General features: G+C 51.0%; 9 protein-coding genes. 1 reads left to right on the plus strand and 8 read right to left on the minus strand.

Features of this window, described 5'->3' with window-relative positions; all coding sequences use genetic code 11:
* Window positions 1–162: 162 nt before the first annotated feature.
* The 7 genes from F456_RS0114325 to F456_RS0114355 all read right to left on the minus strand — a co-directional run bounded on the left by F456_RS0114325 (window position 163) and on the right by F456_RS0114355 (window position 8,159).
* Window positions 163–807, minus strand: a complete 645-nt coding sequence (locus F456_RS0114325) for a hypothetical protein (RefSeq protein WP_018977737.1) — start codon at window positions 805–807, stop codon at window positions 163–165.
* Window positions 788–2,461, minus strand: a complete 1,674-nt coding sequence (pilM, locus tag F456_RS0114330) for a pilus assembly protein PilM (RefSeq protein WP_018977738.1) — start codon at window positions 2,459–2,461, stop codon at window positions 788–790. Before pilM ends, F456_RS0114325 begins: the two co-directional genes overlap by 20 nt.
* Before the next feature lie 15 nt (window positions 2,462–2,476).
* Window positions 2,477–3,232 (minus strand): prepilin peptidase, encoded by a 756-nt coding sequence (locus tag F456_RS0114335; protein WP_018977739.1) that lies wholly within the window; start codon window positions 3,230–3,232, stop codon window positions 2,477–2,479.
* A gap of 280 nt (window positions 3,233–3,512) precedes the next feature.
* Window positions 3,513–3,968, minus strand: coding sequence for a prepilin-type N-terminal cleavage/methylation domain-containing protein (locus F456_RS24850; protein WP_040925274.1), 456 nt, complete (start codon window positions 3,966–3,968; stop codon window positions 3,513–3,515).
* A gap of 211 nt (window positions 3,969–4,179) precedes the next feature.
* Window positions 4,180–5,385, minus strand: a complete 1,206-nt coding sequence (locus F456_RS0114345; protein WP_018977741.1) for a type II secretion system F family protein — start codon at window positions 5,383–5,385, stop codon at window positions 4,180–4,182.
* The gene (locus F456_RS0114350) at window positions 5,385–6,434 is read right to left on the minus strand and encodes a type IV pilus twitching motility protein PilT (protein ID WP_018977742.1); all 1,050 of its coding nucleotides are present in this window, start codon (window positions 6,432–6,434) and stop codon (window positions 5,385–5,387) included. Before F456_RS0114350 ends, F456_RS0114345 begins: the two co-directional genes overlap by 1 nt.
* A 60-nt stretch (window positions 6,435–6,494) precedes the next feature.
* The gene (locus F456_RS0114355; RefSeq protein ID WP_018977743.1) at window positions 6,495–8,159 is read right to left on the minus strand and encodes a GspE/PulE family protein; all 1,665 of its coding nucleotides are present in this window, start codon (window positions 8,157–8,159) and stop codon (window positions 6,495–6,497) included.
* Between the two features lie 420 nt (window positions 8,160–8,579).
* On the opposite strand from F456_RS0114355, the gene F456_RS0114360 reads away from it, so the two are divergent.
* Window positions 8,580–13,586 carry a choice-of-anchor A family protein gene (locus F456_RS0114360; protein WP_018977744.1) on the plus strand — a complete coding sequence of 1,669 codons (5,007 nt, stop codon included), beginning with the start codon at window positions 8,580–8,582 and terminating at the stop codon, window positions 13,584–13,586.
* A 98-nt stretch (window positions 13,587–13,684) separates the two neighbouring features.
* On the opposite strand, the gene F456_RS0114365 is transcribed toward F456_RS0114360, so the two are convergent.
* The gene (locus F456_RS0114365) at window positions 13,685–15,511 is read right to left on the minus strand and encodes a hypothetical protein (RefSeq protein ID WP_157060100.1); all 1,827 of its coding nucleotides are present in this window, start codon (window positions 15,509–15,511) and stop codon (window positions 13,685–13,687) included.
* Window positions 15,512–15,521: the final 10 nt, after the last annotated feature.

Here is a 15,521-nt window from a genome sequence, read left to right on the forward strand (position 1 = left end):
TTATTTATCTTTTCTTGCAAAAAAGCCTCGGACACGCCAACAAGCGGCTCCGAAGCTTACGGGGTGCTCCCCCGGCATCCATGCTATAATCCCGGCCGAAATGCCGGTACAAGTATTTGTTCCCAGTATAACCGATTCCTCCCGCACACGTCTACTTTACCGTCATTGTCCCGAATCGTCGGTTCCTGTATCCGCCGCATCCATTCCCGGCGTAATCTTTGCCGACGTAATCGCACCTGGCAGATAGCTCGCGCTGAAAGTCACAGTAGCGGAGAGAAGAGAGCCTTTGTATACATAGGGTTTGTTAAGCGTAAACTGCTCAATAGCAGTCAAGCGCGGCAAATCCTGAATTTCTTTCATCCATGATTTGATCCCTTCATAGCTGCCCTGAATTTTTGCCGTCACATAAACCGACTTGATTTGCTCCGGTGTGCCAACATTTGTTTCTGGAGAAACTGTCCCGTCAGCTGATTTTTCGTTCGCAAAAGATGCGTCTACCAGCCTAACATTAGTGGAAAGTCCGACATTGTACAAATCGGTTACGACCTGCTCCTGATCCGGCCCTTCCGGCAGTCTTTGCGCGATCTGCTCGCTGCTCAGCCCGCCAACTTCCTGATCAGACAGTTCATCGATCTTCCGCTGAAAAAGGTCGTTTGTCTGCTGTAAAAATGCGATCTCACTATCATTCGACACTTTTTCTTCGGCCTGCGGGCGGATGATCAGCACATAAGGTATCAGCAAGAGCAGGAACAGCACCGCGATGCCAAGCACCAGCGCCTGACGGTTGTTATGGATTCGTTCCATCATTGACGCTCTCCTCCTGTGTCATAAGATCCGATGATGAAGCATCCGGTGCAACCGCACCGCCGATTGCCCGCACGGAATCCGCATCCATATTCGCGGCTTCTGCCTGTGCGCCTCTTGCGGAAATGCTGTAAACAGCCGCATACAATCCACTTCTCGCGGAAAGACTTCCGTTGCCTGTATCTGTCTCCTGCGCAAGACTAGAGATGGAAGCGTCCGTTACGAAAGAAAGAGTTTTGACTGCACCCAGATAGACTGAAGCATCATCGATTTTGCGTACATTTACCGTTACGTCGATCGTACTGTTCTGCGAATAGGAAATGTCCCGAATAACGCCTCCTGGCGGAAGTGCGGCATTCAACTGCACAAGAACCGACACTGCATCCATACGCGCCTCTTCCAGTTGGCGAATCAGCATTTCCGGCGAACGTCCGGCGCCCTGCAGGCTCGCCAATTGGAGCTCCTTAACCTGGTTGTCCGTCTGGAGCTGACTCATTTGAGCGGCTTGGTTTGCGAGATGGCTCTTTTGACTAAAATAAAATGTCGTCAATCCTCCAGCAGCCGCTAACCAGATCAACAGCAAAGCCGCCAGCGCGTACGGAAGTATCTTCGCATCTTTATTTTCCCTCGGAAACAGATCAATCTGGCTGTTTTTGTCGTCTTTCAACGCAGCACCTACAGCAACGCGGTACTGATTCAACGATGCGTCTTCCTGCTTGCCCGGCACCGCTTCCAGCTTCAATTCTTCAATAGAAATATCCGCCAGCGCTTGGCGCAGTTCCGCCACAAGCTGACCCCGGCTGATTTCCGCTCCGGTAACGACAAGTTCGTTGATCCGTGCTTCGCCATCATGCAGACTGTATTGATAAAAGTTAAGCATACGTGAAATTTCGGCAGTTACTTCCACCATCTGCTCCATCGACAGCTGCTCATCCCGTATCACCGACTTTTGCGCCAGATACGATTCGGATTCGAACAGCGGAGCTTCTTCTTCCATATCAAGCAAATTGATCGTTCGCATAAACACCGGTTTGCCGTCACGGAACATATAAACGTCGAGCTGGGCATGTTCCAGATGCACAAGCATCGTATCGGCAAAAGGTTTACCCTGTGCGATCTCCGCCATCCGGCCGAGTGCCGTCGCCGACACTTCCACGCTCTCTGTCTTGATACCGGACTCATCCAAAATTCCGATATATTCGGCAATCAGTTTTCGCGGCGCCGCGAATACGAGCACCCGAGTGACTTCCTCTTCAAGCCCGTTATCCTGAACCTGTGTCTCGATCCCGATCGGAATGAAGTCATATACCGGCTCTTCAAACGGAAGGTGCATACCGGTCTCGACTTCAAGAGCTACCAACTGCTGCACCTGCTTCGGCTGGACAGCAGAAATGCTCATTTTGCGAATAATGACCTGGGAAGGCGGCACAGACAGGGCAACTTGACTCCCTTTCAACCCTTCCTGCTCAACCCACTGACGAATCTGCATACGCAGCTTCTCTTCGTCGGCAATCTGGTTTTCGATAATGGTACCGGGGTCAAGCGGCAGAAAACTCTGCTTTTCAATCTCCCACGTTTTGTTGTTTTTGAGCTGAATAAAGCGGACGCCGGTCTGTTCGATGGTCAATCCCGCTTTTTTGCTTCCGATTCCAAACATGCCTGGTCGCTCCTCCTAACCGATCAGCGAGAAATACCCGCCGATAATCTGCGTTCCGTACAAGTAAGCAATTAGTGTGCCCAGTGCAAGCCACGGACCGAAAGGAACGGGCTGACGACGCTGCACAATTTTGAAAAAGATAAGCAATATGCCGACGACTGTCCCGAATGCGCAGGCTAACATAAAAGCAAGCACTGCAGGACCGATGCCAAGCACAAGTCCGCATAATGCAAATAATTTGACGTCTCCCATACCCATGCCGCCTCGGGTGAGCAGTACAATCAGCAGAATCAATCCGCCGCCGAATATCCCTCCGAGCGCATAATGCCACCATGGCGCTTCCATAAACATAAATCGAAGCCCAATGAGGATCGGCGCGAAAAACAAAAGCACTTTATTAGGAATGAGCATATATTTCAAATCCGCAACCGTGACGATGACGCACAAGCTGGCAAGTACAATGCCGATCGCAGCCGCCCCCGTCAAACCGAAGCGGAGAAACATCCATAGAAAGAGAACCCCGGTCGCCGCCTCAAACAGCGGGTAGATCGGTGAGAATTTGATGCCGCAGTGTCTGCATTTGCCTAGTGAAAAAATATAGCTGAATACCGGAACCATGTCTTTGGCACCCAAACGTATACCGCAGTTTCCGCAGCGGGACGGCGGGTGTACGACGGATTCGCCGACAGGGACTCTGAGTCCGACAACGTTGAAGAAAGAACCGAATAACAAGCCGATGATGGTGATGTAGGTTGCGATGAAGATCGTCATAAGTAGTAAGGGATTGGAATAAGGCGCTGCCGTCTAAAAGGTTGTTCCAATCGCTGTTCCCCTCCAATTTCCTGATGAGATTAGGCAAAGGGAGAAATTGGAGGGTAAAGGCGACCGCTCCGCTTTTCCACAATCCTTTTAGCCTTCCGCTGGAATTCCAATCTGATGGGTGAAGAGAAAAGATTAAGGGCTTAGAATCTAAAAGATTGAAGAATAAGGGATAAAGAGAAACCGGAAAAACGGTTGGTTTTTCCGGTTTTAATTTAACTTTTTATAAAAATTAAGGAGTTGAGTTTTTAGTAGCTTTGAGCACTTCTTCTGCACTTATTGTTGTTCCGTTTAATGTAACACCAGTGAGAGAACCACTAGTATTAAATGAAGCGTACGTAGTAGCACCATTCAATGCAACTTTAGAGCTTGGAAGAACAAGGTTAGAATCAATATAGTTTCTACCTTGAAGCATAGCTAACGTAACTCTTCCTACCGGATCACTAGCACCCGCTCCTTTTACTGTTCCGAAATTACCATTGTTTTCTCCTACAACATACAATCTGGCAGCGTTATAAATCTGACTTGCTGTCGCCATATCTGCATTGTCACGCGAGTTATTGATGATATTACCAATCAAAGGAATCGCAATAACCGCAATGATCGCGATAATAACCAGTACCGCCAAGAGCTCGATCAGGGTGAAGCCTTTTTCTTCTTTGCCCATTTTTGCCCATACGCGTTTCATAAATGTGGATTTACCGGCTTCTTTTACTTCTACTTCATTGACCATTTCTGCTGTTTGATTCATCTTGTTCGTCACTCCCGTGGTTTGATTTACCGGATTTCACCGGGCCCTGCCTTTTCGACTCCGCTCAGCGGAAATCGGTTCGCGGCGCTTCACATATCTCTGCCGAATGCTCGACAAAGCCCTTCATAAAGAGCCGCGCGCTTGCCGATCAGAAACTGCCGTACAGCGTAAACATCGGAAGCATGATCGCCGCCATAATCGTTCCTACTACAGCCGCCAAGAACACAATGAGAATCGGTTCCAGCAGCGACTTCAAACGATCTACCGTGTTATCCACGTCCATTTCGTAGAAATCCGCCACCTTGGCAAGCATGTCGCCCAATGCACCGGTTTCTTCACCAATTGCAATCATCTGAGTCACTAACGGAGGGAAAACCCAGGATTTCTCTAAAGGAGCCGCCAATGAGCGTCCCTGCCGCAGTGAATCGCCTGCACTGCGAATAACTTGACCGATAACTTTGTTCCCTGCTACGTCTTCAACAATCGTCAGCGATTGAAGTACAGGCACGGCACTTGCATATAATGAAGAAAAAGTACGACTGAACTGAGCAATTGAGCTTTTCTGATTCAACTTGCCGAAGACCGGAATTCTAAGTTTCATGTAATCAATCCAGTAAGCTCCCTGCTCGGTTCTTTTGGCAATGAAGAACGCAATAACGAGAACCAAAATTCCCAATCCCCACAAATACCAGTAGTTCTGAATGCTGCTGCTGAGCGCCAGTACCGCTATTGTGATCGCAGGCAGTTCCGCCTCAAACGAATCGAACATGGTGATAAACTGCGGCACAATTGCCCACAACAGATATACTGTCGACACAATTGCCAAGATTGCTACCGTAGCCGGATAAGTCAGTGCCGACTTCACTTTTTCGCGAGTCGAGTGCTGCTTTTCGAAAAAGACGGCCAGACGCTCCAGCGTGCCTTCGAGATCTCCCGTCTCTTCTCCCGCCCGCACCATACTTACGAACAGGGACGGAAAGATTCGCTTGTGCTCCTGCACGGCTTGAGAGAACGGAATCCCCTTCAACAGGCTGGAAGCGACCTGGATCAGAGCACCTTTGAGCGCTTTGCTCTCGGTCTGTCCCGCCAGAATCGTCGTCGCGTCTACAATCGTGATACCGGCGCGAATCAGTGTGGCGAACTGGCGGCAGTAGATAATGAAGTGAATCGATTTGACCGGATTGCCGATGTAGATTTCTTTGGATAATACGGTGTTATTTTTCTCGACAAGCGAGAAGACTTTCAGTCCGCGTTTGCGAAGTTCGTCCATCGCAGAGGCTTTGTCGCTCGCATTCATCTTGCCTTTGAGCCGCTTACCGCTGCCGGTTCGCACCTGATATTCAAACTGCGGCATCAGGCGGTCACCTCCGTCATGTATTCCTTGGCTGCCACCGGATCAATGATTCCGCGCTGTAAGTGCTCGCGGATATTCATTTCCAGCGTATGCATGCCGAGCGCCCTGCCCGTCTGCATCACACTGCGGATCTGATGAATCTTCTCCGAACGGATCAGATTGGCGACAGCCGGCGTGTTAACCAGCACTTCGGTCGCGCACGTCCGCCCCTGTCCGCCTCGATTGGGCAGCAGCCGCTGAGAAATGACCGCGGTCAGCACAGAAGCTAACTGAGTGCGTACCTGCGGCTGTTGATGTCCCGGAAAAGCGTCGATGATTCGATCGATCGTCTTCGGCGCGTCCGTCGTATGCAGCGTCGCAAGCACCAGGTGACCGGTCTCGGCTGCCGTAATGGCTGCCGAAATCGTCTCCAAATCGCGCATTTCTCCGACCAGTATGACGTCCGGGTCCTGCCGGAGCGCAGCTCGCAGTCCGTCTGCAAAACTTGCGGTGTCCAATCCGACTTCCCGCTGATGCACCAATGACTTGCGGTGCTCATGCATAAACTCGATCGGATCTTCCAGCGTGACGATATGCTTGCTGGTCTTGGTATTGATATCGTGAATCATTGCAGCAAGCGTTGAAGATTTGCCGCTGCCGGTCGGACCTGTTACGAGAATCAGCCCCTGCGGCCGGTGAGCCAGCGCTGCCAGTGCTGCTGGCAGGCCGAGCTGTTCCATCGTCGGAATTCGTTCCGGAATGGCACGAGCCGAGATTGCTGCATAACCTTTTTGCCGGTACACATTGATTCGGAAGCGGTCTGCACCCGGAAGGGCGCAGGCAAAATCGATCTCGCCCATGCTCCGGAAACGACTCATTCGTTCCTCGCCGAGCAGCGCCGCAGCCATCTCTTCTGCTTCCGCTGCCAGAACCGGTTCTCCGGCTGCTGGCATCAGCGCGCCGTGAATGCGTATACTCGGCGGCGCACCGACTGCGATATGCAGATCCGATGCTCCCCTTGCATGCATTTCGCGCAGCAGCTCTTCGATTGTCCGCTTCTGTTCGCTCATCTTCTGCAGCTCCTCCGCCGTTCATTTAGAACTTGTATCTTCAACGTTGACTCCGGCACTCTAATGAGCGACCGTTTCTTTCATTACTTCCTGCAGTGTTGTGATGCCCATTCCTACTTTGCGGAAGCCGTCTTCCAGCAGCGATTTCATCCCTTCGTTCTTCGCAACCTCGCGCATATCTTCAATACTGCCCGAATTGTTGACCAGACGGCGAAGATTATCGCTCATCGGCAATACTTCGTGGATCGCGACGCGTCCGCGGTAGCCGGTGCTGCTGCAGTTGCCACAGCCTCTTCCTTTATAGAGTTTATCGGCGAAAATCCCTTGGTTGTGCATAAGAATCTTTTCCTGCTCCGAAGGCGTGTATTGCGTTTTGCATTCGGGGCATATTTTTCTTACCAGACGCTGGGCAACGACTCCGATCAATGAGGAAGCGATCAGATAAGGTTCGATGCCCATGTCGCGCAGACGGGTTACGCTGCTGACTGCATCGTTCGTGTGGAGGGTCGACAGCACAAGGTGACCTGTCAGTGAGGCGCGAACAGCGATTTCGGCTGTCTCCGTATCCCGAATTTCCCCAACCATGACGATATTCGGATCCTGCCGGAGAATGGAGCGAAGACCCGCTGCGAAAGTCAGTCCGACTCCGGGATTCACATGCACCTGGTTGATTCCTTCGATCTGATACTCCACCGGGTCTTCAACCGTAATAATGTTCGCTTCTTCCGTATTGAGGTGACTGAGCGCCGAATAGAGTGTCGTCGTCTTGCCGCTTCCGGTAGGACCGGTCAACAGCATAATGCCGTAAGGCCGCTCGATCATTTCCTTGAATACTGCCGCATTGCGTTCGTCAAAGCCCAACTTGTCCATCGACTGTACGCCGGTCGTAAGATCGAGCAGACGAAGTACAATCTTCTCACCATGAACGGTCGGCAGCGAAGAGACGCGGATATCGATCATGCGGTAGTCGACCTGCATCTTGATCCGGCCGTCCTGCGGCAGGCGGCGTTCGGCAATATTCAGCTTGGCCATGATTTTTAGGCGTGCCGTAATGAAACCCTGCATCTGCTTGGGAATAAGACGTTCCGTTCTCAGCGCTCCGTCAATCCGATACCGGATCGCCAGATTGTTTTCACCGGGATCGACATGAATATCCGATGCACGCAGCTGCGCGGCCTGCTGAATCATCTGGTTGACGAGCTTGACGATCGGCGAATCTTCGTCGGTGATCTCCGTCTCCTCAATCTCCTCAGCGCTCGGCAGCTCGCCCATCATCTGATTCATGGAATCACGCAATCCGTAATGCCGGGCAATCGCCCGCTGCAGCTCGTCCCGCGTACAGATCGCCGGTTCGATTCGGAAGCCCGTGCTCATACGCAGATCTTCGATCGCGAAGTAATCGAGCGGATCGGCCATCGCGACCATCAGTTTGCCGCCTTCTTTCATAAAAGGAAGCACCTGATACCGTTTGGCCATACTTTCCGGAATAATCTGAGTGATCGCTGGATCAATCTGATATTTGAACAGACTGACGTGGGGAATTCCAAGCTGGAACTCCAGCACTTCGATCAACTGCTGTTCCGTAATGGTGCCTTGAGCGATCAGGTGGTCGCCCAGCTTGCGCTTGGCTTCCCGCTGTTCGACGAGCGCCTGCTGCAGCTGCTCTTCCGAAATAAGGCCGTTTTCGACGAGAAGGTCGCCGAGTCTTTTCTTTACGATTGCCATTCTCGCTTCATCTCCGCCGTATTTATTGAAATTCGAGATTCAAATTTTGTTCTGTTCAACCGAAAAAGAATAGGGATTAACCTGCGTATGAGCCGGATGAATCATTGAAATCGGGACCATCGGCCCGAAGTGTCTTTCTATATATCGTAGAATCCATAGGGCTTTTTTAGGGCATTCAAGAAAAAAATCGAAAAATTGCGAATATTCAAAAAATTCTCTCTTTTATTTCATGAATGTAAGTAATTAGTATTGAGAAGATAAGCCTTATGACCTAAAATGATTATATAATACACATCATTATTTTTACAATTCATTTAGGAATAAAGTTTCTAAGTTTCATATTTTTAGGTATATAGAATCACAAGCAAGCCAGATTGGAGTAATAATCATTCATAATTGGCGAGCCGGGAGGGAATTGAAGTGAGAAAGAAGCATGTCGGCATTTGGATTATCATTCTGACTTTTGTGTTGGTCAGCGTGCCGTTCGGAGTGTGGAAAGTTATGGCCGATACGGAACCTCCATACCAGATCAAGATTTTGGAGATTGTCGATAACGGAACTTATGCTTTGCAAAGCTCCTTGAAGGATACGCCCAACGTAGTAGTCGACACCATGCGGATGAAGACGTTCGTTGCTATGCGGGACGAATTAAACGGAAAATACGACACGATTTACTTCGGAAAAGGAACGTACAGCACGGCGCAGCCGCAGACGTTCACTTCCACTTCACTCGATGCCCAGCGTCAAGCTCACCATACAACCAGCATCATGAACGATATGACCAAGCTCAAAGCGCAAGAGATCGAAAACGACTATATCCAAAAAGGTCTTCCGGTCATTTTCCATACTTCAATTCATGACCAAAATCCTCAAGGCAATCTTTATGCGCTGTACAGCAAATACAAAATGGCAGCGACAAGTCCAAGCAATGTTATTTTTACGAACGATACATCGCTTGGCACAGTAATCAACGATATCAAAAAAGGCACGGCACTCTACAAGCAGCGTCCGCAGATAGAGATTGTTGCCAAACCCGAAAATTCCCTAACCGGCTCGGCAAAGATCTACACAACTGGCGATACGCTCACATTTACCTTCAACGCCAACAATATTAAGGACTTCAATTCTCCCGTCAATGCCAAGCTGTACATCGGCGTAGATAAGGTGCTTAAACTTACGGACGAAAACATCGTCGCCAGCTCGACGCTTACCGCTCGTTCCGGAAATCTGACCTATAAGCTGCCGCAGACGTTCTCAGGTCCGGTCTACTGGAGACTGGAGCTGAATGCCAACGGACTGAGCGATTATACCGAAGGAGCCGTGCACGTACGCGATAAGCAGACAGTCATCCGAGTTCTGCAGGTTCTGCCGAAAGACAGCGCAAGCAGCCTGATCAAATCTTCGAATATGACGCAGTCCTATCTGCAGAGCCCTGATTACGATATTCAGATTACTCCAATTCCATTCAGCGAGTTCAATACAGCAAGCAATCCCAACTCCTACGCGAACTTGAACGGCAAGTACGACATGGTCATTTTCGGCTTCATGGACAATTACAATAAGCAAACGTCCAGCAGTCTAACCGATGCGGCAGCCGCCGGTATTAACACTTTTATCAAGACCGGACAAGCAGTTATGTTCACCCACGATACGATGATTGGAAACATGTACAATCCATGGATTAAAAATTTCCAGCAGACGACCGGACAAACAGGGCTGTACACCAACATGGGCCTCAGCGCTCCCAACCGATCCACTCGAACCCAGATCGTGAACAGCGGCATGCTGACCCAGTTCCCATTCGACTTGTCGCTCAAACCAGGCAATACGAACGGATACGTCGGCCAGATCGCACAAACGCACAATCAGTATTACATGCTGGATCTCGAAGATCCGTCGATTGTTCCTTGGTACAACATAGTGAGCGAAGACGCCGACACGCATAAGCGAGACAGCGACGACAGCTATGATCATTACTATACGTATTCCAAAGGAAATGTTACGTATTCCGGTACGGGACATACCAACACCGGCTTCCCGGAATGGGAGCAGAAATTGTTCGTCAATACAATGTTCCGCGCATTTATAGGCTCGAACCACGCCCCGACAATTACCGTCTATGCGCCGGAAGAGAACAGCACCAAGCCTTCTTACTTAAAAAATCTGATCCTCAGCTACCAGGTAGACGATCTCGATCTGAAAGATCTGAATGTCTATTCGACCGTAAAAATTAAAAGCAACGGCGTCGAACTAGACACCTATTCAATCAGCGAAAAAATGATTCAAAAAGGACAAATCGTCACCGAGACGATTCCGAACCCGCTCCCGACCGGCGGAACACTGCAAATCGAAATTACGGCCCGGGACAAACAGGGCGCGAGCGTCACGAAAACAATCGACATGACGATCGAACAAGTAAGCGCCAATCTGGAAACGGATCGCACGATCGTGTCCGGCGCTCCGAATAAAGTCGCCGTTCGCGGTGAGCCGGTAGTCATCGATTATTCGGTTACCCCTCTTCCAATTGATTATTCGCTCGTGCGTCAGGAAGAGCAAGGTTCTTCAACACTGGAAGTCTCGAATCTGATTTACACGGAAAAACTTCCGGCAGGTCTCGAAATTTCGGGTTCGCTCCCTGCCGGAATGAACAGGTCGGGCACGCTGGCAGAAGGCTACACGCTGACGACCAGCTTCGGCGACGTCACTTACAATCTGACGACGGACGCTGACGGTTCAAAGTCGTATCAACCGACGTCTACCCAGCCGCTCAGCTTTACGCTGAATCTGGTGCCGACACAAAAGGGTCCTTACGACCTCAATGCGGCGAAGCTTGATTTCGAAGACCTGCACGTGGGGCAAAGCAGCATATCCGAGCACGATTCGGCACTTCAGACGTTCAAAGACTACAGCTTGTTCATCTTCGGGAATGCCGATGCAAGCGGCAGCAGCTTCGGAGCAGATGGCCGGTTGGCCTTCGGCGGCAACGTTACGCTCAGCAGTTTCAATGCCGGCAAGCAGCTGCAAACAGGGTCGCTTCCTACAGTTTTGGCCAATGGCAGCGTCTCGATCTCCGGCGGATCGATTACGAACGGATCGATCGTCGCGGGCACGACAATGACGCTAAATGGCCTTAGTCTCAATGGCATTACGGCCGTGTCGGGCGACAGCATGTCCATCGCTAATGGCAGCATTCAAAATGGAGCACAAGCGTTATCCGGCGAGCACCTGAGTCTCAGCAACTTCAACGTTAACGAAAAAAGCACAGTAGCGGCCGTGAAGAACCTAACCCTATCAAGCGAGGGTAATATCGATCTCAGCAGCAGCGCTTCATACGGCGGCACTTACAACGGTCCAATCCATATTGTTCCGCAGAAAAAATCGGCATCGACGCTGAAAGCTCAAGTTAATGCCGCCAAGCAAACGATCGATTTTGCAGCGGCAAAAAAACAGCTGCTGGCACTCTCTGATGCTTATGCCGCAAAGGCAGCGACCGGCACAACCGAGTATAAGGAAGGCAGAATTACGCTCACGGGAACGGAAAAAGGTTTAAATATTTTCAATGTTTCCGGAAGCTACGTTAACACGATGAACCATCTCGTTATTAACGTCCCTTCCGGTTCGACCGCCGTGGTCAATATTAGCGGCTCAAACACCAAGCTTTCAAACGGCATGACTGTTAACGGAACCGACAGCGCGCACGTGATCTTGAACTTCAACCAGCAGACGGGCATCGAAGTAACCAATATCAAAGTCAAAGGATCGATTCTTGCTCCGCGCGCAGCGGCAAGCTTTAGAGACGGCAATATTGAGGGCACGCTGATTGCCGACTCGGTCAGAGCGCCGGGAAGCTTCCATGCCGGAATGAGTACCTTTGTCGGCAGCAGCCCCGCGGTTGTTACAACCGGCGAACAGCACACGATCTTGTACCCAGACGAATTCTTCAATGCTGTTGTTAAAGTGAACAGTATTGCTTTGGAGGATCGATCAATCTGGGTTGGCGATTCCACGACCCTCGTTCCGACGATCCTGCCGACGGACGTTGAAGAATCCGGCAAAATATTGACTTGGTCAAGCAGCAGTCCCGCCGTACAAATCGTATATCCGTCCGGAACAGTCGGAGGAAAAGCGCCGACCATCAGCGTAGTCGGCGCTCAAGCCGGCGAAGCCGTGATCACGGCTTCCGCAACCGACGGCAGCGGCATAGTCGGCCGAGCGACGATCAAGGTCGAAGCGCCGGCGCTCTCAATTATCGGAACCCCGTCAGTCAACGTGGGACAGACCATCACTGACATCCAAGCCGTCGTTAACGCATCCAATTTAAAAATCGATAGCGTGGATTGGGAATGGAGCAGTACAGGAGCGGGCAAAGTAAATATCAGTCCTCAAACCGATCCGACCCAATTGTTTGTGGAGGGCGTCCAGAGCGGCAGAGTCAAGCTGCAGGCCACCGCCCATATTACAAACACCAAAACTAGAATGACCAAGCAGTTGACAGCCACTTACGACATCGATGTTACCGATAATCTGAGCAGCGTCGTGATCAACGGACCTGACGCTGTTAAGAAAGGCGGAACGATTAACCTCAGTACGGAGATCCAGCCGGCGGCAGCCAATATCGGCAGCATAGTCTGGAACGTTACCGAGGGTCAGAGCAATGCGAACTTGACGCCGGCCAGTACGGCTCCTCCAAGAACGGCAGTATTGAAAGGAACGACCGCGGGACCTGTTACGATCAGCGTTACGGTGCGCACGGCAGGCGATAACCCGGTTGAAAAAACCGTAACCAAAACGATCTGGGTACTCGATTTCGCTATGAAAGGACCGGATACAGTATATGCGGGCGATTCCATTGATTTGAGCGCTTCTCTGCTGCCGGCGAACTACCCGGGAAGCAAAGGGACGGTCGAATGGTCAATCTCCAACGTTCCGAATTCAGGACCTGGAAACGCCAGCTATGCTTCGATCGGTACGCCGGTTGACAGCGGCAATACGAGCAGCGTCAGCTTGAGCGGTTCAAGCTCCGGTCAAGTTATCGTTACCGCCGTCATCCCGACTCCTGCTGGCAATTTAACGGTCTCCCAGCCGGTTACGATCAGACCGGTCGTGACGGCACTTCTGCTCCCTCCGACAGTTAAGGTAGAGAAAGGTGTGCCGTTCGATCTGATTGCCAATGCACCATTGATGGTGAATCCGATCTCTATTCCGGTAGAAGATATTAAAAACCAGCTTGTGTGGACCAGCGCGGACGATACAAGCATCAGCGTCGATACAAGCGGCGTTGTAGTCGGTCTTCAGGAAGGAAGGGAGATCGTCGTGACGGTTTCTTATCAGAGAACGGCGACAGCTCCTGCAATTACCGCTTCAACCAGAGTCATAGTGACCAAGGCTGCCGATCCCAACGCTCCGAGTGAAGGCGATCGATACTGATTGATCCAAGAGCTGTTCAAGAACCGCTTGATCGCAAAGACCGTAAAAAAGGCCGATCCCATATGGGATCGGCCTTTTTGCAGCTTCGCAGTATCGACTTATTTGGACTCAATTTGCGACTCTTGAACCAACTCGATCTTCTCCGCTTTGATGCTGATCTTATCGACTCTCGGAAGCGCCATTCCTTGGTGTTCGAAAACCTCGTCATTGTAATTGACCTGAAACCGGCTTTTCTTCCCGGTAACTTGATCGTCAAACAGGATTCGGCTTCGGTCCGGAGCTTCCGTAGAACTGCCGACGACCGCATTGACTGTCAGATCCCCTTTTGCAAAGAAACCGCCCTGCAGATCGAAGTTCGAACCGACCCCGTACAGCTCCGCCGTCGCGTCGGTATAGAAAAATCCGCGCAGCGTTTGAGCCGCCTGACTGAAGGCATCCACCCGATTAAGCAGAATCGGACCTTTGGAAATCAGTACGATTTCTTTCTCACCCGATGCTCCGGTAATCTTGGCATCCTGAATTGTCGTGTTTCCCAGTACGAACATAGTCGAGTCCACATTGATTGAACCGGCTAGATTAACCGACCCCGTCACGAGGATGCTGCCGTATAGACTTAAGTCGGCGTCATCAATCGTATTGTTCACCGTTAAATTTCCGTTGACGATCAACCAGGAAGAAGGCTTCCGCTCGCTCTGAACCAACCCGCTCAACCAATCGCCATCCACGTTCAGGTCCCCGTTAAATACAACCGTCTGCCTCATCGTTGTCAGCGCGGTGGCCAGATCGTCCAGATCGCGTTCATACTGTTCCAGTTCAGTGATGTACGCTGTGTAAGCTTCCTCGTATGCGTCCATGTCTTCCTCATACTGCTGCCGGCTTTCTTCGTCCTCCGAATCGGGCTGCTGCGGTTTGACCGGCTCCTCGGGCTTTTGCGGCATCTCAAGCGCTCTCGAGTATGCGTTCAAGTAATTCGCGATATCAGACGAAGTCGCCGGTACTGCACTGTCGCTCAAGCCGAGCGCCTCGCCCAGTTTGTCTCTAAACGACTGGTCGACATCAACACGGACGAACTGTTCGTTATTCCGAATCCGCACTTGGCTAAGATCAATGCCCAATGCTTTAAGTACATTCACTTTTGTCAGCTCTCCGCTTAACACTTCGCCCGCCGCTCCGCGATTGACGGATCTGAACGGATAATTGTCTTCGGACAAAACGAATTGATCCAGAGATTGGACAAACGCCAGCGGCAGCGTTCGATCGGCACGTTCGCTCATCTGCGGAAACAGGCTCTTTTGCTGCAGACCGGGAGTACCGTTGTAGGCGTAATTCGCCATGTTGCTGACTTTAAGCGTATGGCCTGCATAGATATTACCTTTAATTTGCGGCGAACCGTTCAGAATCAGATCTTCTTCGGAACCGAACGCGTAGTTTAGGAAGTCCGGGTAAAGACTGATTCGCACGTTTTGTCTCAATGTGCGTTTTACCCCGTTCACCTCGCTCTGCGCAACCAGCGTTACCGTATAAGAAGAATTGCCCTTAAGCGGGTCGCTGGCGAAATCCGGACGAGCTTCAGCCGAAAGCAGCTGACTGGAAGCAAGCTCTAATTCCGTTTGCACACCCTCATCTGAATCGGAATTCGCAGCTTGACGGGCCGGAATGCCGTTCAACACACTTTGAAGCGCTGCTCCCAAGATGTCGGCTTTAATCGTCTTTCCATCCAGATTGGCTGCAATATAGGCAACCGATTCGTCCAGCGTTTTCTGCGTCAACTGCAGACTTTGAATGTCGTTTTCTCTCGTTAGGGTCCGCCTGGCTCCGCCTACCGCCGCACTCAGTACGATAACGCCGAGCAGCGTCAAGATCAGCATCATGAACATGACCATAACAAGCGCCGAGCCTTTTTCTCCCCGCAAGCGTTTCATCAAAGGATGTTCT

The sequence above is a fragment of the Saccharibacillus kuerlensis DSM 22868 genome, from assembly GCF_000378145.1.
Classification (GTDB): domain Bacteria; phylum Bacillota; class Bacilli; order Paenibacillales; family Paenibacillaceae; genus Saccharibacillus; species Saccharibacillus kuerlensis.